Source organism: Burkholderia sp. MSMB1078WGS (genome assembly GCF_001528895.1).
In the GTDB taxonomy this organism is placed as follows: domain Bacteria; phylum Pseudomonadota; class Gammaproteobacteria; order Burkholderiales; family Burkholderiaceae; genus Burkholderia.
This window is the reverse complement of record NZ_LPDI01000025.1, coordinates 15,007-34,612: the sequence shown is the minus strand read 5'-3', so window position 1 is coordinate 34,612 and position 19,606 is coordinate 15,007. Positions and strand designations below refer to the sequence as shown.

General features: G+C 68.1%; 14 protein-coding genes and 1 pseudogene. 3 read left to right on the top strand and 12 right to left on the bottom strand.

The features are described 5' to 3' along the window. Positions 1-119: 119 nt before the first annotated feature. From otsA to WT24_RS04985, 3 genes are all read right to left on the bottom strand, one after another. A complete protein-coding gene (otsA, locus tag WT24_RS04995; protein ID WP_034204779.1) occupies positions 120-1,526 on the bottom strand; it encodes an alpha,alpha-trehalose-phosphate synthase (UDP-forming) in 1,407 nt (468 codons plus the stop codon). 351 nt (positions 1,527-1,877) lie between these two features. Then, complete coding sequence (locus WT24_RS04990; RefSeq protein WP_060031580.1) at positions 1,878-3,512, bottom strand: methyl-accepting chemotaxis protein; 1,635 nt, start codon at positions 3,510-3,512, stop codon at positions 1,878-1,880. Positions 3,513-3,958: 446 nt separating this feature from the next. Continuing rightward, positions 3,959-6,043: a TonB-dependent receptor gene (locus WT24_RS04985; RefSeq protein WP_082742098.1), complete on the bottom strand. Its 2,085-nt coding sequence runs from the start codon at positions 6,041-6,043 to the stop codon at positions 3,959-3,961. A 309-nt stretch (positions 6,044-6,352) separates the two neighbouring features. On the opposite strand from WT24_RS04985, the pseudogene WT24_RS35215 reads away from it, so the two are divergent. Then, positions 6,353-6,592: pseudogene (locus WT24_RS35215) on the top strand (zinc-dependent alcohol dehydrogenase); the annotation flags it as partial. Positions 6,593-6,682: 90 nt separating this feature from the next. Here WT24_RS35215 and WT24_RS04975 read toward each other — a convergent pair. From WT24_RS04975 to WT24_RS04965, 3 genes are all read right to left on the bottom strand, one after another. Continuing rightward, positions 6,683-8,128 (bottom strand): sialidase family protein, encoded by a 1,446-nt coding sequence (locus WT24_RS04975; RefSeq protein ID WP_059789516.1) that lies wholly within the window; start codon positions 8,126-8,128, stop codon positions 6,683-6,685. A 456-nt stretch (positions 8,129-8,584) separates the two neighbouring features. After that, a complete protein-coding gene (locus WT24_RS04970) occupies positions 8,585-9,016 on the bottom strand; it encodes a MarR family winged helix-turn-helix transcriptional regulator (RefSeq protein WP_059505328.1) in 432 nt (143 codons plus the stop codon). Further along, positions 9,013-9,930: a serine aminopeptidase domain-containing protein gene (locus WT24_RS04965; RefSeq protein WP_060031574.1), complete on the bottom strand. Its 918-nt coding sequence runs from the start codon at positions 9,928-9,930 to the stop codon at positions 9,013-9,015. The genes WT24_RS04970 and WT24_RS04965 overlap by 4 nt, the downstream gene beginning before the upstream one ends. A 294-nt stretch (positions 9,931-10,224) precedes the next feature. Between WT24_RS04965 and WT24_RS04960 the strand changes: the two genes are divergently transcribed. Continuing rightward, a complete protein-coding gene (locus tag WT24_RS04960) occupies positions 10,225-11,193 on the top strand; it encodes an ABC transporter substrate-binding protein (protein ID WP_059505324.1) in 969 nt (322 codons plus the stop codon). A gap of 52 nt (positions 11,194-11,245) precedes the next feature. Then, entirely contained in the window at positions 11,246-12,340 is a 1,095-nt protein-coding gene (locus tag WT24_RS04955; protein WP_059789513.1) for an LLM class flavin-dependent oxidoreductase, read from the top strand. A gap of 70 nt (positions 12,341-12,410) precedes the next feature. On the opposite strand, the gene WT24_RS04950 is transcribed toward WT24_RS04955, so the two are convergent. The 6 genes from WT24_RS04950 to WT24_RS04920 form a co-directional block, all read right to left on the bottom strand. Then, positions 12,411-13,343: an ABC transporter substrate-binding protein gene (locus WT24_RS04950; protein ID WP_060031572.1), complete on the bottom strand. Its 933-nt coding sequence runs from the start codon at positions 13,341-13,343 to the stop codon at positions 12,411-12,413. A 34-nt stretch (positions 13,344-13,377) separates the two neighbouring features. Next, positions 13,378-15,177, bottom strand: a complete 1,800-nt coding sequence (locus WT24_RS32160; protein ID WP_082742097.1) for an amino acid ABC transporter permease/ATP-binding protein — start codon at positions 15,175-15,177, stop codon at positions 13,378-13,380. Between the two features lie 60 nt (positions 15,178-15,237). After that, the gene (locus tag WT24_RS04935; protein WP_060031567.1) at positions 15,238-16,590 is read right to left on the bottom strand and encodes an LLM class flavin-dependent oxidoreductase; all 1,353 of its coding nucleotides are present in this window, start codon (positions 16,588-16,590) and stop codon (positions 15,238-15,240) included. Positions 16,591-16,600: 10 nt separating this feature from the next. After that, positions 16,601-17,650 carry an LLM class flavin-dependent oxidoreductase gene (locus tag WT24_RS04930; protein WP_060031564.1) on the bottom strand — a complete coding sequence of 350 codons (1,050 nt, stop codon included), beginning with the start codon at positions 17,648-17,650 and terminating at the stop codon, positions 16,601-16,603. Positions 17,651-17,703: 53 nt separating this feature from the next. Beyond that, on the bottom strand, positions 17,704-18,657 hold the full coding sequence (locus WT24_RS04925) for an ABC transporter substrate-binding protein (protein WP_059789509.1): 954 nt from the start codon (positions 18,655-18,657) through the stop codon (positions 17,704-17,706). Between the two features lie 66 nt (positions 18,658-18,723). Further along, the gene (locus WT24_RS04920) at positions 18,724-19,284 is read right to left on the bottom strand and encodes a GNAT family N-acetyltransferase (RefSeq protein WP_059505503.1); all 561 of its coding nucleotides are present in this window, start codon (positions 19,282-19,284) and stop codon (positions 18,724-18,726) included. Between the last annotated feature and the right edge of the window lie 322 nt (positions 19,285-19,606).

Here is a 19,606-nt window from a genome sequence, read left to right as displayed (position 1 = left end):
GCGCGCGTCGATATTCCTTCTATTTGGCCATGGAGTCGCGATGAGCGGCGAGCACGCATCGATCGAACGGTGTCGTGCTGGCATGCACGACGAAGGGGGCGCGAGCGCGCGTCAGTGCGTCAGGATTCGGTCGCGGCCGCAACTTCGGCCGCTTCGGCGAGCGCGTCGAGAAAGCGCGTGCGCCACCAGTGCACGTCGGTCTTGCGCACGATCGCCATCAGCGCGGCGTGGCGCTGGCGGCGCTCTTCGAGCGGCATCGTGAGCGCGCGCTGGATCGCCTGCGCGGTGCCTTGCGTGTCGTACGGATTGACGAGCAGCGCCGATTTCAGTTGCTCGGCCGCGCCCGCGAAACGCGACAGCACGAGCACGCCGGGGTCGGCCGCGTCCTGCGCGGCGAGGAACTCTTTCGCGACGAGATTCATCCCGTCGCGCAGCGGCGTGACGAGGGCGACCCGGCTCGCGCGGTAGAGGCCCGGCAGGCGCTTGCGCGCGACGGTGCGGTGAATGTAGCGCATCGGCATCCATTCGAGCTCGCCGTAGTCGCCGTTGATCGCGCCGCACAGGCTGTCCATCTCGCGCCGCAGGTCGTCGTAGGCGCCGAGATCCTCGCGGCTCGGTGCGGCGATCTGGATCAGCGTCGCACGGTCGCGGTTCTCCGGATACTGCTCGAGCAACTCGCGGAACGCGTGCACGCGCTGCGGCAGCCCTTTCGTGTAATCGAGCCGGTCGACCCCGACCAGCAACTGGCGGCGCGAATATTCGTCGCGCATGCGTTCGAACATCGCGAGGCCGTCGCGGTCGCGCGCGAGCGACTCGAATTCGTCGACGTTGATGCCGATCGGAAACGCGCCGGCCGACAGCGTGCGGCCGAACGCGCGCAGTCGGCCGTCCGGCAGCCGTGCCGCCCCGGCTTCCGCTTCGACGTAGTGCTCGAAGTGGAGCAGATCCGATTCGGTCTGGAAGCCGACGAGGTCGTACGCGAACAGCGCGCGCATCAGCCACTCGTGCTCGGGAATCGCGGCCATGATCGGCGGCGGCGGCATCGGGATGTGCAGGAAGAAGCCGATCGGATTCGTGCAGCCCATCGCGCGCAGCTCGGCCGCGAGCGGAATCAGCTGATAGTCGTGGACCCAGATGGTGTCGTCGGGCCGCAGCAGCGTGCGCAGCTTGCGCGCGAACAGCTGGTTCACGCGTCGGTAGCCGTCGGCGAAGCGCCGGTCGAACTGCGCGAGATCGAGCCGGTAGTGAAACACCGGCCACAGCACGTTGTTCGAGTAACCGAGATAGTAAGCGTCGTAATCCTGCGGATCGAGATCGACCGTCGCGAGCTGGATGCCGCCGACGTTCTGGACCTGCACGTCGTCGCCATGCGCGCTTTGCTCGTCGCCGCCGCGTAGCCTCCCGCTCCAGCCGAACCAGACGCCGCCGGTTTCCTGCAGGCTGTCCTTCACGGCTACGGCGAGGCCGCCGGCCGCGGCTTTACGGGGATCTGCGATGCGATTGGATACGACGACGAGTCGGCTCACCAGCTCTCCTGACGATTGTTGGGGAAGGTTCGTGCGGCCAGGGCGCAAGAGGCAGACGCCGCCATCGGCGCGCGGTGCGCGATACGACGGGGCCGCATGGCGATCGGACGGGAGTCAGGGCACGCGATTCGCCGTCCGGTCGAAAAGTACTTTTTTAGGATACTCGTCATTCGTGCGTTTTAAAAGTCCGTGTCGACGAACGACTCGGACGAACAGGTCGCACGTATCGATGGCGCCGGTCCTGCAACCGGCGCTGCCCGGGCGGGACCGAAACTTGCGCCGCGCTGCGACGCAGTGTGTGCCGGGGCATGCGGCGCGTCGGGCGCAATGGTGCGGACGACGCGCATGCCGTTACGCGGCGGCCGGTTGCCAGTGGCGCGTGTCGGCTTCCAGTGCATGCGTGCCGGGCGATACCGCATGCGCGCCAGCCGGCATCCGGAACGCGGCAACCGTTTCGGACAACTCGCGGCCCTGCGCCTCGAGCGACTTCGATGCGGCGGCCGCCTGCTCGACGAGCGCCGCGTTCTGTTGCGTCGTCTGGTCCATCTGCGTGATCGTCAGGTTCACCTGGTCGATGCCGCGGCTCTGCTCGGCCGACGCGGCCGCGATCTCGCCCATGATGTCCGTCACGCGCGCCACGGCCTGCGTGACGTCGGACATCGTCTTGCCGGCTTCGCCCGCGAGCGCGGAGCCGTCGCGGATCGTCTGCACCGACGCGGAGATCAGCGCCTTGATTTCCTTCGCTGCCGTCGACGAGCGCTGCGCGAGACTGCGCACCTCGCTCGCGACGACCGCGAAGCCGCGACCCTGTTCGCCCGCACGGGCGGCTTCGACCGCCGCGTTGAGCGCGAGGATGTTGGTCTGGAACGCGATGCCTTCGATGATGCCGGTGATGTCGGCGATCTTCGACGAGCTGTGGCCGATCTCCGTCATCGTGTCGACCACGCGGCCGACCACCGAGCTGCCGCGTTGCGCGACGTCCGACGCATTCGCGGCGAGCGTGCTCGCCTGCTGCGCGTTTTCCGCGTTCAGGCGCACCGTGGACGTGAATTGCTCCATCGTCGCCGCGGTTTCCTGCAGCGAAGCAGCCTGTTCCTCGGTGCGCTGGCTCAAGTCGAGGTTGCCCGATGCGATCTCGCTCACCGCGTGCGCGATGCTGTTCGACGAGTCGCGCACGCGGCCGACGATGCCGGTCAGCCGCTCGTTCATCGTCCGCAGCGCATCGAGCAGGTCGCGCGTTTCGTCGTTGCCGCGCACCTCGATGCGGCTACCGAGATCGCCGTTCGCCACCGTGCGCGCGACGTCGACGGCCGAGCCGATCGGCGCCGTGATCTTGCGCGTGAGCCACAGGCCGCCGCCGGCCGCGATCGCGACGGCGATCAGGCAGATGCCGGCCAGCAGGTTGCGCTCCACCGTGTAGCGATCCGCGAATGCCTGCGCAATCGCGATTTCGCGTTCATGCGTATAGGTCGCGTAGGCGTCGGTCGCACGCACCAGTTGCGCGAGCAGCGGGCGGCAATTGTCGTCGATGTCGGCGATCGCGTCGTCCTTCCTGCCGGCCTGCGCGAGCCCGACGATGCGCAGCGCAACGGGCCCGTAGCGGGTTTCGATGCGCACGATCTCGGCTACCAGCTCGCGTGCGCGATCGGACGTGTCGGTCGCGTTCGCCATGAGGCCGTTGAGCTTCGCGAGATGGTCCTGCACGTCCTTGTGCGCGTGGTTCACCTCGGCCAGTTCGGCCTCGATGTCGGACGGCCGCGTGGCGAGCACGAGATTGCGCGCGGCGATCGCGCGCCGGTCGACCGCGGTGCGGATTTGTGCGGCCAGGCTGGCCCGCGCGTTGATGCCGTTCATGTAGCGTGAAAACTCGGCGTTCGTATCGGACAGTGCCTTGAGCGCCATGCCCGATACGGTCACGACGACCGCGGCCAGCAGGCCGAAGCCGCCGAGGAGTTTCGTTTTGATGCTGATTCTGACGATTTTCACGTTTCGGCCCCTGTGCGTGTGGTTGTAAATGGAATTTATCGTTCGACCAGATACGGGTTCGTGCCGGTTTTAACGGGTATTCGGGATGATTCTTTACCCTTCGAAAACCCTTACATTCATTTTTCTTGGCGCTGACGGCCTTATTGGGCGGTCGTTCTTGATCTTGATCAAAAGGCTCGTGGGGCGCTTTTATTCGATGTGTTATGCGCGGAATTTGAATGTGTTTTTACTGGTGAAACAAAAAACATCTTTTTTATAATATTTGTCTGATGATTTCGTTCTGATTTGCCGACGAATAAGGGAATTTCGTTGCGGTGCGCGCGTTCGACGTGAGCGACGTAATCGAAGTAATCGGCGCGATGGATTGACGAATAAACGGAGCGGCGCGGCCGGTTCGGTTCGCGCCGGTAAAAGGCCCGCGGCGGGCGCCGCGAGCCGTACGAGGGTCAGAACGTGGTGCGCAATCCGGCCATCACGCTGCGGCCGCCTTCCGGTGCGAAACCGCGTACCACCGAAGTCGAGTAGCGGATCTCCTGGTTCGTCAGGTTGTCGCCGCGCAGGTACGCGAGCCAGTGCGTCGCGCCGACGCGGAACTTGTAGGTCAGCATCACGCCGAGCGACGTGTAGCCGTCCGTCGAGAAGTCGTTGTCGGGTACGCGATGCTGCGACCAAGCGTGCGTGACCTGCGCACGCGCACCGAACGGGCCGTAACCGTAGTCGGCCGCAAGCGTCGCACGCAGCGGCGCGATGCGCGGCAGCGGCTGGCCCGTGTCGACGTTACGCGCATGCGTGTAGTCGGCCGTCAGTTCGAGATCGACCGTATGGCCGCGCCGCGCGAATGCACGCCACTTGCCGTCCAGCTCGATGCCGTAGAACTCGGCGCGCACGCCGCGATAGATCGCCTCGTTGAGCGAGCCGTCGGTGCCGGGCGCGACGGGCTCGCCGTCGTCGTCCACCACGCGGCCGGTGTTGTACTCGGTCAGGTAGTTCGAGAAGCGGTTGTAGAACACGCCGACGCTGCCGCGGTTCGGCCCGCTCGCATAGCGCAGCGACAGGTCGGTCGACACGGCTTTTTCCTTCGACGCGTTCGGGTTGCCGATCAGGAACTGGCCGGTCGCATCGTGCGGGCCGTTCGAATACAACTCGTAGAAGGTCGGCGCGCGTTCGGTGTAGGCGACGTTCGCGGCGACCGACCATGCCGGCGTCAGCGAGAACAGCGCGCCGGCCGACAGGCTGCCGGCGTTGAAATCGCGCGGCTGCGCGAGCGCGAATTTCTCGATGCCGGCCGGATCGGGGTCGACCTTCACGTGCTCGAAGCGGCCGCCGAGGCTCAGCTTCAGCGCCGGGACGACCTGCCATTCCTCCAGGCCGAACAGCGCGACGCTGTTGGTGCGCGTGGACGGCACGAGCAATTCGTCGCCGAGCGCGGAAAAAGTGTTCTGGCCGAACTGCACGCCGATCGCACCTTCGAACGGGCCGATCTTGCGATGGCGCGCCTCGATGCGCGCCTCGTAGCCGCGGTTGCGGAAGGTGGTCGCCGTCTCGCCGTTGTCGACTTCCTTGTGGCGGTAGTCGGTGTACGCGAAGTCGAATTTCAGCGTCGTGAAAGGCCCGCTCAGGTTGCGCACCTCGGACGCGAGCGCAAGGCGTTCCTGGCGCATCCGCAGCCGCACGTCGCTTTCCGCGACGGAGCCGTAGTTCGATTCGTAGCCGCTGTACGACAGGCCAGCGAAACCGTCCGCCCCCGTGTACGACGCGCCGACCGCACCGCCGTGCACGCGGCCGTCGCTGTTCGGCACGTTGCCTTCCGGTTGCGGCGTGTCGGGGCCGTCGAGCGCGCGTTGCTGGCTGCTGCGCGCGTAGCCGGGAATCCGCAGCTTGCTCGTTTCGCGATCGAATGCATCGACGTGGAACGCGAAGCGGCCGTTGCCGCCTTCGACCTGCGCGGCGCCCGCGCGCACGGAATTCGCGCCGCCGTAGCGCGCGTCGAGCGCGCCGGTCACACCCTCGATCGCTTCGCGCGGAATCCGGTTGTCGATCGTGTTGACCACGCCGCCCACCGCGTTGCCGCCGTACAGCAGCGCGGCCGGCCCGCGCACGATTTCGACGCGCTCGATCGACAGCGGATCCTGCGGCACCGCATGGTCGTACGACAGCGACGACGCGTCATACGCCGCGACGCCGTTCTGCAGCAGCCGGATCCGGTCGCCGTCCATCCCGCGGATGATCGGACGGCCGACCATCGGCCCGTAGGTGGTGGTCGACACGCCGGGCAGCCCGTTGAGCGTTTCGCCGAGCGAATCGGCCTGGCGGCGCGTCAGCGCATCGCCGGAAAGCTGGACGGTCGGTGCGATCAGTTCGGTGTCGCCGAGCGGGTTCGCGGTCACGAAGATCGGCGCGAGCGGCGCGGGTGCGGCGGCAGGCGTGCCGGACGCGGCGGGCGCATCGGTCTGCGCGTGGGCGACGGCGGCGAACAGTATCAGCGACAAGGACGAGAGCGGGCGAAGCGGTAAGCGAGGGAGGTCGCGCATGGTCGGTGAATCGGTTGGAATCGGATCGGATAACGAGCCATGCGGATCATCGCTGGATACGATATATTGTTGCGTCACTGACGCGCAATGACCCGTTGGAACATGGCTCGGCGAGGCGCAGCCACCTGGGTTGGAACGGCGTCAGGCGGACGAGCACGCGAAATGATATGTTATATCATGTCAAATTCCAAGCCGAACGGCAGGATCCTGTCGGGTTTCTGTCGGATCGGCTAGGGTCGCGGCAGCAGCGGGGCGGCGTGCAACCGCCGGCGCGGGCTTTCGCGTCGACCGGCGCGAAGCCGCATCGACCGGCGCGGCGGCACGGTGGCGCTCAACGGCCTGCCTCCGGGCGATTTCCCGTTGCCGATCTTCTCGACCGTGCTGAATGGCATCACCGTACGCAGGTCGATCGTCGGCACGCGGCGCAATCTGCAGGAGTCGCTCGATTTCGCGGCGCACGCCTGGTGCGCGCGTATCCGCCGCGACCGGCTCGCCAGCATCGACGACGTATTCGCGAAGCCGAGGGAAGGGACGGTCGACGGACGCATCGCGCCGATCGCCCTGCATCGATGCCCTGAACAAGCGCACGGCGCCGCGCGACGCATGGCGTCGTGCGGCGCCGGAGCGGTCATCCTCGCATCACGGTGCGAAGAACACGTCGGTGCGGTTCGTCAGGTTGCCCGCGTTGGTCTGGACGAAGAACGGATGGAACGACGACGACGGGAGGACGTCGAGCCCCTGGTAGTCGCCGATGAAGAACCCTTCGGCGTTGGGCGCGAGCTTCATGTCGAACGGGCCGCCGACGCGCCGCTCGTCGGCGAACGTGGCGCCGCCGTCGTGCGAGATCTTGCGCCAGAAGCCGGTCGGCAGCGTCGTCGTGTTGCCGGCCTGCAGGTCGCGGAAGTCGTAGTACGTGACCATCACCGCGCCCGTGTTGTCGACGCGCACCGACGGATTGAACGCGGGGCGCCCGGTCGGCGTGTTCACCTGTAGCGGCGCACTCCATGTCGCGCCGCCATTCTTCGACGTCGATATCGCGATCTCGTCGTACGTGCCGCCGTTGAAGCGGCTGTCCTGCCACACGACGTAGAGTTGCCCCGATGCCGGGTCGATCGCCGGCTCCGGAATGATGTCGCCGGTGCGCACGGGTTCGCCGGTGTTCGGATCCGTGACGCCGACCGTCTGCAGTCCCGCGATCACCTGCGGCTTGGTCCACGTCGCGCCGTCGTCGGTCGACTTGATGAACGCGACCTTGCCGGCCGCCTTGCTGAACGGCGGCTGGATCAGGTCGAAGAAATCGTAGAGCGTGCCGCTCTTCGGATCGACGACGATCTGGTTGCCGATCGTCTGCTGACGCGAAGGAACGTCGACGATGACCTTCGCGGCGCTCCACGTCTTGCCGCCGTCGGTCGTCTTCGAGAACAGCGTCGGCCCGCGGAACGCCTGCGTGTGCAGGTTCGCGTACGGGTTGCCGTTCGGCAGTTCGAGGCGGTCCCATACCGCGTACGCGGTGCCGGCCTTCACCGGGTTGGCGGTCACCGATTCCTTGTCGTTGAAGAATTGCGTCGTCGGTTCATCGTTCGCGATCAGTACGGCAGGGCTGCTCCACGTCTGTCCGCCGTCGGTCGAGACCGATGCGCCGACCGCATTGCTGTTGTTCGACTGATTGAACGAGATCGACACCGAATACGCGGTGCCGTCCGGCCCGAACGATACCCATGGATCGGATGCGCGCTCGTACTTCAGTCCGCCCGGCGCGCATGCGCTGAACGGCTGCGGCGTGCGCGCCCAGGTTGCGCCGGCATCGAACGAGTAGCCGGCGACGAGCCCGTGGGCGCCGCCGTTCGACCAGCGGTCCTGCTGCCACACGCCGATCATGTTGTTCGGGTTCGCGGGGTTGACCGCGAGCCACGGTTCGACTTCAGCATTCACGTAGTTGACGCCCGGGCCGCCGATGGTGCACGCGGCGAACGGGCTCGGGCCGGACACGACGGTGGGCTCGGCGTGCGCCGCGGCAGCGGCGGCCAGCGCCATCGCGGCGGACAGGCGGGTGACAAGCGGATGGGACACGATCATGCGTCGCATGGACGACTCCTCGATGAGGTGCGGATGCGCTGGCGGGGCACGACGAGGCGACCCGATCCGGGGCGCGCGGCCGATCATGCCGCGCACGTCGTTACGGGTCGTTCAGCATGCCGCTTCGGTCATCGCCATCCGCGTGCGCTGGATGCCGCCAGCGCTTCGGTTAAGACTCCTCTTCATTTTCATTGCTTGTCGGGTGTGCCTGCGATGTCGACCCGACGGGAAAGCCGGTCAGAGCATGCGACGAATGTGTCGAAGTGGATTGCAATGTAGGCGATTCGAATGCGGCGCGACAGGCGGTTTTTTGTAACAGAGCGTAGCCGGAAAGCGTTGCCGGAAGCCGGCGCGGGCACGCAAGATTTGCCGCTGCGCCGGCATGAAAGTCGAATCGAAAACGCGAATCGCAATCGCTTGCGATTGCGGCTGGCGCGAGCCGGTTGCGAGCGCGCGATGCGCTGCTCAGCGCTCGGCCGGAAAACGCTCCTGCAACGCGTGCAACCAGCGCGCGACGACATCGAGTTCGTCGTCGGAAAACCCGTCGCACAGCTTGCCGTTGAGTTCGCGCAGCAGCACGCGCGCGCGCTTGAGTGCCGCGTGGCCTTCGTCGGTCAGGTACAGCCGCGTCGCGCGGCCGTCGTCCGAATCGGCATGACGCGTAATGAGGCCGGCTTTCGCCATCCGGTCGGCGAGCCCCGTCATCGCGGACGGCGCGAGCTGCAATGCGGCGCCGACTTCGCCGATCAGCGCGCCGTCCTGCTTCGCGAGGCAGAACAGCACGCCGGCCTGCGCGGCGCTCGCGCGCGTCTCGGTTTCGGCCTTGCGATCGATCCAGCGCTGCACGCGCCGCTGGCCGATGTTCAACATGAAAAACAGGCGTCGGTCTTCGCTCAAGCTGGGTTCCCGGCTGCGATGGAAAGGGAGGGGCGGCCCGCGGCGCGAGGCGTGTCGAGCGCCTGCGCGAGCCAGTCGGCGACGTCGGGCCACAGCACGGCGCCGGGCCGGCTGCGAAAGAAGCCCATGTGCCCGACCGGGCCGCTGCCTGCCGCGCGCGGATCGATCTGGCGGCGTTCGACCTTCGCGCGGGTCAGATAGCTTACCAGCAGGCCGATCGCGGCAGGGTTCGCCCACGGATCGTCGTCGAAGCCGAGCGCGAGGATCGGCAACTGCTGCTTCGAGAAGCGCTCGGCCGCGCCGAGTGTCGGATCGTCGAAGAAGTAGTGCGGCAGCGTCGTCCAGCGGCTCCATTCGCGAAATACGCCGGCCGGCAGATCCTCGCCGAGCCCGAGCCGCTTGCCGGGCACGTAGCCGAGCAGCGCGGACGTCAGCGGCCCGAGCACGCGCAGGATCAGCCGCACCTTCAGGCGTTCGGCCGCCTGCGCGATCAGCCGCGTGCTGCCCGCATGCGCGGCGACCAGCACGGCGGCGCGCAGATGGGGCGTCGCGCCGGACAGCCCGATCGCGTGGCCGCCGACGCTATGGCCGACCGCGAGCAGCGGCAGCCCTTCATGCGTGTGCCGGGCCCACGCGGTCGCGGCGCCCACGTCGAGCTCCATCCAGTCGCGCATGCGGGCCTGCAGCGCGCCCAGACGCGCAGGCCGCGAGGCGCCGATGCCGCGATAGTCGTAGGTCAGCGCCGCGAAACCGCGTTCGGTCAGAAAGCGCGCGAAGCCCGCATACAGCCGCTCGGGCACGGCCGTGGCCGGATGGATCAGGACCAGCGCACGCGGCGTCGCGGCCGGCGACCACAGCGTGCCGTGCAGGACATAGCCGTCGGCGGCGGAAAATTCGATGGGGTGGGAGGTCATGGCCGTCCTCGCTCGGGCAGTTATTTCGTATGCGAACTATAGTCCGCGATTTATTTCGTGCGCGAAATATTTATCGAGGAATCGTTCGAACTCCGTAGTCCGGCGGCCGGCGGCGAGCGCCGCGCAAGTGCGCGCGCTTCATAAAATATTTGCATCTTTGCATAGAAGAATATTGCGTTTGTGTCATGAAGTGGATCGACGTATCTTCACCGGTTCCATCCGTTCCGCCGGCCGTCGCGCAGGCGGAAAGAGGGCGCGCCGTCGCGCGGCCGTCCGCCAACCTTCCGGGAGATCATGTTGCTGAGCCGAATCGTCACGGCGCTCATGCTGGCGCTTGCCGCGCAGCCGGGCATCGCCAAGGACACCGTCACGCTGCGCGTCGGTGAACAGAACTACTTCAACATCCAGGCATCGATGGAAGCGTCCGGCGTGCTGAAGGACCTGCCTTACGCGATCGAATGGAAACATTTCCAGGCCGCCGCGCCGGTCGCCGAAAGCCTGAACGGCAACGCGATCGACATCGGCTTCCTCGGCGATTCCGCGCTGCTCACGCTGGCCGCGCGCGGCGCGCCGGTCAAGGTCGTCGCGGTGTCGCGGCAGAGCCTCGACGGCGTCGCGATCCTCGTGCCGAAGCATTCGCCGGTGCGCACCGTCGCCGATCTGCAGGGCAAGACCATCGCGGTATGGCGCGGCGCCTGGAGCCAGCAGCTCGTGCTGCGCGCGCTCGAACACGCGGGCCTGCGCGCCGATTCGGTGAAGTACGCGTACCTGATGCCGATCGACGCCACCAATGCGCTCGCGAACGGTTCGGTCGATGCGGTATCGCTGTGGGAGCCGTTCGTCAGCACGCTCGCGTTGCGGCAGGGCGCGCGGCCCGTGACGACCGCACAGGGGCTGATGCCGGCGCTGAGCTTCGTCGCCGCGAACGAGCAGGCCGCCTCGGGCAAGCGTGCCGAGATCACCGATTTCCTGCGGCGCGTGGTGGCCGCGCGCCAGTGGGTCGACAGCCATCCGCGCGAGTACGCGGACCTGTGGGCGAAGCGCGCGAAGCTCGAGCCCGACGTCGCGTATCGCTGGCTCGGCAACGCCAAACAACGCGTCGGGCCGGTAGACGAAGCGGCCGCCAAAGATGCGCAGAACACGGCCGACTTCCTGCACAAGGCCGGCGTGATTCCCGCCGCGTACGACACGTCGAAGCTGCTCGACCGCTCGTATGCGGGCGCGTTCGCCGTGCCTGCGCAAAAGACGGCCGCCGCGCAATGACCGTGCGGCACGCTTCACGATTTCCGATCGATATATCCAAGGACATCCCGACATGCCAGTCGACATCATCGGCATGATCACCGCGACACCCGGCGCGGAGGTCGACGTACCGGGCGGCGCGGCTGTGCAGCCCGACTACGTGCGCCGCTTCGCGCAGGCGCACGAGGCCGCCGGCTTCGACCAGATTCTGGTCGGCCATTTCAGCAACGCGGCGGACGGCTTCATCGTCGCGTCGTTCGCGGCCGCCGCGACCGAACGCATCCGCCTGCTGCTCGCGCACCGGCCGGGCGTGATCGTGCCGTCGGCCGCCGCGCGGCAGATAGCGACGCTCGACGTGTTCAGCGGCGGAAGGCTGGCGCTGAACGTGGTGTCCGGCGGCGACGATGCGGACCTGCAGCGCGACGGCGACTTCGTGCCGCACGATGCTCGCTATCGCCGCACCCGCGAATATCTCGACGTGCTGAAACGGATCTGGCTGGCCGATGCGCCGGTAGACCACGACGGCGCGTTTTATCGGCTGCGCGGCGCGTCGCCGGTCGTGAAGGGCGCGCAGCGGCCGCATGTGCCGATCTATTTCGGCGGCTCGTCGCCGGCCGCGCTTGCGGTCGCGGGCGAACACGCGGATGTTTACATGACGTGGGGCGAACCGCTCGACGCGGTGCGCGAGCAGATCGCCCGCGTGCGGGCCGCGGCCGCGCCGTTCGGGCGGGCGCCGCGCATCAGCGTGTCGTTCCGGCCGATCGTCGCCGATACCGAGGCGGCCGCGTGGGAGAAGGCCGAGGCGATTCGCGAGCGCGTGCGCGCGGCGCGGCTCGCGAACGGCCAGCCGATCGCCGGCCATGCGCCGCAGAATGCCGGCTCGCAGCGGCTGATGGCGGCCGCCGCGCAGGGCGACGTGCTCGACGAGCGCCTGTGGATGGGCGTCGCGAACCTGACCGGCGCGCGCTGGAACTCGACCGCGCTGGTCGGCACGCCCGAGCAGGTCGCGCGGGCGCTCGGGGCGTATTACCGGCTCGGCGTATCGACGTTCCTGATTCGCGGTTTCGATCCGCTCGACGATGCGCTGGCCTACGGGCGCGACCTGATCCCGGCGATTCATGCGCATATCGCGGAACTCGATCGATATCGGGCCGCGGTGCCGGCGTAGACGAGCCTGCCCGCGAGTCGCGTGCCCCGGCATCGCCGTCACGGCATGCCGGGGCGCTTGCATGGCGCGTTCAGAACGACGGCAGCCCCGGCGGATTGGTCTCCGCCCGCGCGATCGCCTCGCTCTGCAAACCCCAGCGCGCGAGCGCCTGTCCGTAGCGGCCGTTTCCGATCAGCGCATTGGTCGCGAGCGTCAGCGCGGGCGCAAGCCCGCTGCCGCGACGCGTCGCGATCGCAACGTCCGCATTCGCCGGCCAGCCGGCATTGACGACGCCGACGCGGCGGATCTTGCCGCTGCGCGCGGCCTCGTATGCGAGTGACGCGTTCGGGTTCAGCTCCGCGTCCGCACGGCCCGACAGCAGCGCGACGCGCGCCGTCGCGTCGTCGTCGAAATAGAGCAGCTCGGCCGGCTTGAGCCCCTGCGCGACGTTGCGCTTGCTCCATTCGAGCAGAATGCGCTCCTGGCTCGTGCCGGCGCCGGTGATGATACGCAGGCCGGCGACGTCCTTCGGTTCCGCGATCTTCGCGATCGGGCTGGCGGTGCGCACGTAGAAGCCGTGCAGCCCGAGCCGATAGGTCGTGAAATCGTATTTCTCCTTGCGCTTCTCGGTCACGCCGACGTTCGAGATCACCGCGTCGTACTTGCCGGACGTCAGGCCGAGCGGCCAGTCGGCCCATGCGATCGGCACCAGCACGAGCGTACGGCCGAGCGCGTCGGCAACGAGCTGCGCATAGTCGGGATCGGCGCCGACCACGGTGCGCGCGTCGGTCGCATAGGTCGATACGGGCGGCGCATGCGGCGAAATCGCGACGGTGAACGCGCCGTCGCGCACCCAGCGGTAGCCGCTTGCCGCGCGAATGGCCGCGTCGTCGGGGCCGGCGCGCACGCGGCCGGCCTGGCGCGGGTCGAGGTCGGCCGTCGCGGCGGCTGCGCGAGCCGCACGCCACGGCAGGCCCGATGCCGCGACCAGCGCGGCCGTGACGAACTGGCGTCGATCGGTCATCGTGCGGCACCTCGCGAGTCGGAAGCGGCGCGCATCACAGCACCCGCGACAGGAACGCGCGCGTGCGCGCATGTGCCGGCGCATCGAGCACGACAGCAGGCGGGCCGGCCTCGACGATGCGCCCGCGTTCCATGAACAGCACGTTGTCCGCCACTTCGCGTGCGAAGCCGATCTCGTGCGTGACGATCACAAGCGTCGTACCCGAGCGCGCGAGTTCCTTGATTACGTCGAGCACTTCGTTGACGAGTTCCGGATCGAGCGCCGACGTCGGTTCGTCGAACAGCAGCACCTTCGGCCGTAATGCGAGCGCCCGCGCGATCGCGACGCGTTGCTGCTGCCCGCCGGACAACTGGCGCGGGTATGCATCGGCCTTATCCGCGAGGCCGACCCGCGCGAGCAGCGTGCGCGCGGCGCGCTCGGCCGCATCGCGCGCCATGCCGGCGACGGCGACCGGCGCTTCGACCAGGTTCTCGAGCACCGTCAGGTGCGGGAACAGGTTGAAGTTCTGGAACACCATGCCGACGGCCGTGCGCCGCTTCAGCACGTCGCGTTCGTTCAATTCGTGCAGCACGTCGCCGTCGCGGCGATAGCCGATCAATTCACCGTCGATGTCGATGAACCCGTCGTCGACGCGTTCGAGATGGTTGATCGTACGCAGCAGCGTCGACTTGCCGGAGCCGGACGGCCCGACGATCACGGTCACGCTGCCGCGCGGCGCGACGAACGACACGTTGTCGAGCACGCGTTGCATGCCGAACTGTTTCGACACGCCATGCACGGCCACTTCGCCGCCGGTGCGCGACACGGCGGCCGCGACATCGGCATGCGTGCCGGCATCGCTTCGTGCACTGGCGCTCGATGCCGCGCGGCGCGACGCGACGCGCCGCCACAGCCCGCCGATGCGCGCAAGCGCGAACGTGACCACGGACGGCGGCGGATTGCGCAACGCGCCGCGCGCATAGTGCCGCTCGACCTGCACCTGGATCGCGGACAGCACGGTCAGGATGATCAGATACCAGACGGTCGCGACCATCAACAGCGGAATCACTTCGAGGTTGCGGCGATAGATCACCTGCACCGTATAGAACAACTCCGGCATCGCGAGCACGTACACCATCGACGTGCCTTTCGCGAGCGTGATCAGGTCGTTGAACGCGGTCGGCAGGATCGCGCGCATCGCCTGCGGCAGCACGATTCGCGACGTTTGCCGGCCGCGCGGCAGCCCGAGCGCGGCGGCGGCTTCGAGTTGCCCCTGGTCGACCGCGAGAATGCCGCCGCGGATCACTTCCGCGGAAAACGCCGCATGGTTCAGCGTGAGGCCGAGCACGGCCGCGAGGAACGGGCTGATGAGATCGGTGGTCGGCGCGTCGAACCAAACGATGTCGGTGAACGGGACGCCGAGCCGCACATGTTCGTACAGGTAGCCGAGGTTGTTCAGGATCAGCAGCAGCACGATCAGCGGAATCGAGCGGAACAGCCACACGAAGGTCCACGCGCTGGCGGACAGCAGGCGCGAACGCGACAGCCGGGCCAACGCGACGAACGCGCCGAGCACGAAGCCGAACACCGCGCCGAGCAGCGTCAGCATCAGCGTGCGCGCGAGCCCCGACAGTACCGGCGGCGACAGGAACCATTCGGCGAACACCGGCCAGCCCCATTGCGGGTTGCCGAGGATCGAATGCAGCGTGATCGCGATCAGCACGAGCGCGAGCACGGTGCCGGCCGTGCGCGACCGGTGGCGCGCGGGTACGATCCGCAAACCCGCGCCGGGCGCTCGGGCAACGGGGGAAGAGAGCGGCGGCAGCGCGCCGCCGAGATGGGTCGTGTCGCTCATGTCGTTTGAATCCTCGAATGGATGATCGGCGGGTGCCCCGCGCACGGGCGGCGTACGGCGTCAGGCGTGCGCTTCGGCGGCCGTTTCCCGTGCGGCGCCGGGCGTCGCGTAGCGGCTCGCCTTGCGCGGCAGGCCGAGGTGATCGCGCAGCGTGACGCCGGGCAGGTCGCGGCTGTAGCGGCCGCGCGCCTCGAGCACCGGAATCACGAGTTCGACGAAATCGTCGATGCCCTGCGCCTGTACCGGAAAACCGAGGATGAAACCGTCGCCGGCGCCGGCGTCATGCCAGCGGATCAACTCGTCGGCGACGTGCTCGGCCGTGCCGATGAAGTTCGGGCGCGGCGTCGCGACCGCAAGCGCGGTTTCGCGCAGCGACAGGCCTTTTTGTTTCGCATCGGCCTTGATCCGGTCGGTGGTCGAGCGGAAGCTGTTGCGACCGAGCTCGCCGAGTTCCGGGAACGGCGCGTCGAGCGCGTACTGCGTGAAATCGTGGTGATCGAAATAGCGGCCGAGGTACGCGAGCGCCTCGTCGATCGTCAGCAGGTCGCGGATCGCCTGGTATTTGTCCTCCGCTTCGGCGGCCGTGCGGCCGACGATCGGCCCGACGCCGGGGAAGATCTTCACGTCGCCGGCTTGCCGCCCATGCTCGATCGCGCTCCGTTTCACGCGCTGCGTGAACGCGGCCGTCTCCTCGATCGACGGCGAATGCGTGAATACTGCATCCGCGTATTTGCCCGCGAGGCCGATCCCGGTGTCGGACGAGCCGGCCTGGAAGATCACGGGCTGCCCCTGCGGCGAGCGCTGGATGTTCAGCGGGCCCGCGACCTGGAAGAAGCGGCCGCGGTGATCGAGCGTATGGAGCTTGTCGCGATCGAAGAAGCGGCCGGTCGCGCGGTCGCGCACGAATGCATCGTCGTCCCAACTGTCCCACAGGCCCTGCACGACCTCGAGGTATTCGTCGGCGATCTCGTAGCGCAGCTCGTGATCCGGGTGCGCCTTGCCGAAATTCTTCGCGGTGCCTTCGAGCGGCGTCGTCACGACGTTCCAGCCCGCGCGCCCGCCGCTGATCGCGTCGAGCGACGCGAGTTGGCGCGCGACCGTGAACGGCTCGCTGTACGACGTCGAGATCGTGCCGGCGAGCCCGATCTTCTTCGTCGCGACCGCGAGCGCAGACAGCACGGTCAGCGGCTCGAAGCGGTTCAGGAAGTGCGGGATCGACTTCTCGTTGATGTAGAGGCCGTCCGCGACGAACGCGAACGCGATGCCGGCGGCCTCCGCCTTGCGCGCGACGCCGATCGCGAAGTCGAGGTTGATGCTCGCGTCGGGCGGGTTGCTCGGATGCCGCCACGCGTTCATGTGGCTGCCTGCGCCTTGCAGCATCAGGCCGAAGGGGATCGATCGTCGGGTCGTCATGATGGGAGCGTCACGCGTTCTGGTCGGGGGAAAGGGAACGGTCGGCCGCGAGGGCCGCCTGCAACGGCGTGGTCGACAGCGCGCCGCCGAGCCATTCGGCCGACGCGAGCCGTGCCGCGTAGTCGGACACCGGCGAATCGATCACGAACGCATCGACGTCGAGGCGCCGGCTCAGCGCGTCGAGCGCGCGGTGCACGCGGTCGGGCGTATCGGCCAGCACCGTCGGTCGCAGCTCGTCGATCCGGTAGTCGGACGCGCCGCTTTGCCGCGCGAATTCGGCGGCCGCCTGCGCGCTGGCGAGGTTGAAGCTCTGGCCGCCCGCGAACTGCAGCTTGAAGATCTTCAGCGGCCCGATCAGTCGCTCGGCCTCGTCGCGCGTCGGGGCGGCGACGGCGTACAGCGCGACGAGCGGCTTCTGGCCGCCCGCGCTGCGGTATGCGTCGAGCGAGCGTTCGAGGTTCGCGTCGTCGCCGTTGAAATGGCCCGCGTAGCAGAAGCGCCAGCCGTTGCGCGCGGCGAGCGCGCCGCTGTCCGGCGAGCCGCCGAGCAGGATCCGTTCGGGCAACTGCGGCGGCACCGGCATCGCGACCGCGCCGGCGAGCGGATGATCTTCGGCCACGCCCCAGCCGAGAAACGCGTCGAGCTCCGCGAGCTGCCCCGCGAAGTCGGGCTTGCGCGCCTTGTCGTGGAACCACTGCAGCGCGCGCGTGGTCAGCGGCAGCCCGCCGGGCGCCTTGCCGATGCCGAGATCGACGCGACCCGGCGCGAGCGCGGCCAGCAGCTTGAACGTCTCGGCCACCTTGAACGGGCTGTAGTGCTGCAGCATCACGCCACCCGAGCCGACGCGGATGCGCGACGTGCGCGCGAGCAGATGCGCGACGACGATCTCCGGCGCCGAGCTCGCGAAGCCCGGCGTGCCGTGATGTTCGGCGACCCAGAAGCGCGCGTAGCCGAGCTGTTCGACGCGTTGCGCGAGCGCCGTGGTGAAGCGCAGCGCGTCGGCGGCGTTCGCGCCGTCGGCGATCGGACTCTTGTCCAGCAACGAAAGCGAATAAGACATGGTGAGCGGCGTTCCTGCGTGAGCGTGGATGGACGGTTGCGGGCGTACGGCACTCAGCTCTTCGGCAGCCCGGGCGGATTCGTGCGTGACTGGTCGATCGCTTCGGACGCGAGGTTCCACCGGTCGAGCACCTGCCGGTAGCGGCCGCTCTTGATCAGCCCGTTCAGCGCGACGGTCAGCGGCTCGGCGAGACCGCTGCCGCGGCGCGTGGCGATCGCGATGTCGGCCGTGCGCGGCCAGCCGCCGCTGATCGCGCCGACGAGCCGCGTCTTGCCTTGCTGCGCGCTTTGATATGCGAGCACCGAGTTCACGCTGAACACCGCGTCCGCCCGGCCCGACTGCACGGCGACGATGCGCATCGCCTGGTCGTCGTAGTACTGGATCTGCACGGGTTTGAGCCCGTGCGCGATGTTCTCGCGGTCCCACGCGAGCAGGATCTTTTCCTGGTTGGTGCCGGCATCGGTCACGATGCGCAGCCCGGCGACGTCCTTAGGCTCGCGGATCGCCTGGATCTTGCTGTCGTTGCGCACGTAGAAGCCGACCTGATCCTTGCGATAGGTTGAAAAATCGAACTTCTGCTTGCGTTCCTCGGTGACGGTCACGTTCGAGATCACCGCGTCGACTTTCCCCGATTCGAGCGCCAGCGGCCAGTCGGCCCAGGCGAGCGCGACGATCTTCAGCTTGCGGCCGAGGCTGTCGGCGACGAGCTGGCCGATGTCGGCGTCGAAGCCGACCACCGTGCGTGCGTCGGTCGCATACGAGCTGATCGGCGGCAGGCTCGGCGCGATGCCGATCGTCAGCGTGCCGGGTTCGGCGAACCTGAACGACGCAGGCACCGCGCGCTCGACCGCCGCATCGGCTGCGCCGCGCGGGCGGCCGCGCTGCTCGGGGCTCAGGTCGAACGTCGCGGCGGACGCGGCCGCGACGGCGACGAAGGCGCTCAGGCCGATCAGCGCGGTGGCCAGCGTACGCACGGCACGGAATGAAAGCGGTACGGCTCGATGCATGAAAACGTCCTGTCGTGAAAGCGTGGAAAGCGGAACGGGCAACGTGAAAGGCGGGACGCCGTGCGCTCAGCGCGGCAGCACCGGTTCGGGCACGGGCGCCCAGAGGTCGGCCAGCGTCGACGTACGCGACGGATCGACGAGGTCCTTGCCGAAGCGCAGATGGAAATACGCTTCGGGATCGATCGACGAGTCGAATAGCCGCGTATAGCCGGTGCGGTCGTACAGCGCCCACGCTTCGGGCTGGCGAAAGCCGGTCGTCAGGTAGAGGCGGCGGTAGCCCTGCTGGACGGCGCGCAGTTCGAGCGCTTCGACGACGAGCCGCGCGAGGCCCTGGCGGCGCAGATCGGTGCGCGTCCAGATGCGTTTCAGTTCGGCGGTCTGCGCGTCGTAGCGCTTGAACGCGCCGCCGCCGATCGTTTCGCCGTCGCGTAGCAGCAGCACGAACGCGCCGTCGGGCGGCGCGAACAGTTCGGCCGGGTAGCGCGCGAGCTCGTCGCGGGCCGACGCGCGGCTGTCGGGACGGTACGCGTCGTAACGGGTCGAATACTCGTCGATCAGCGCGTCGATCAGCGGTTGCGCGCGGACGTCGAGCGGCGTCGTGTCGATGATGCGGTCGTTCGTGGCCATGGGCATCGCGAATGGCGCGCGATGCGGACGTTCCTGGCCCGGGTGCGGGCACGCGACCCGTGCGGTCTGTTCCGTTATCGCGACGCAGTTGTCGTGATGGCGGCGGCTGTCGTGCTTCGTGCGAGGCATCCCGGCGCGCCGCCGTGTTTCGAACACGTTAGCGGCGCGGCCGGCAAAGGCGAACGAAGCAATTTCGATAAGGATTTCGCGGGAGGCGGAAGAAGGCTTGCAGCGGGAGTGGGGTGGGGCGAACGGGGGGGCCGGCGCCGTGCCCGTTCGAAGTGTGGGCGACGCAGACGAGCGCCGCGGATCGGCGGCGTGT